Raw genomic sequence first — 278 nt, 5'->3', positions numbered from 1 at the left:
AGACTCACCTGGGCGTGCCGTGCTCGAACCTGTACGGCATCACGGAGGGCCTGCTGCTCGGCTCGCCGGCCGATGCGCCGGCCGAGGTGCGCCATCGGACGCAAGGACGCTCCGGTTGCGCCGACGACGAGATCCGTCTGCTGGAACCCGGCTCGGAGCAGCCCGTCCCGCCCGGCCAGATCGGCGAGCTGTGCTTTCGCGGGCCGTCCACGCTAACCGGGTACTTCGCGAACGCCGAAGCCAACGAGCAATCCTTCACGTCCGACGGTTTCTACCGC

The 278-nt window shown here is 69.1% G+C and carries 1 protein-coding gene; it reads left to right on the top strand.

All coding sequences use genetic code 11. The annotated features are described in order from the left end of the window. On the top strand, positions 1 to 278 hold a 278-nt coding region (locus tag AAEY79_RS14675; protein ID WP_352289055.1), incomplete at both ends, for an AMP-binding protein.

This window comes from Psychrobacter sp. GW64-MNA-CIBAN-0177, from assembly GCF_040309585.1.
GTDB lineage: Bacteria > Pseudomonadota > Gammaproteobacteria > Pseudomonadales > Moraxellaceae > Psychrobacter > Psychrobacter okhotskensis.
This window is presented reverse-complemented; position numbering and strand designations above follow the sequence as displayed.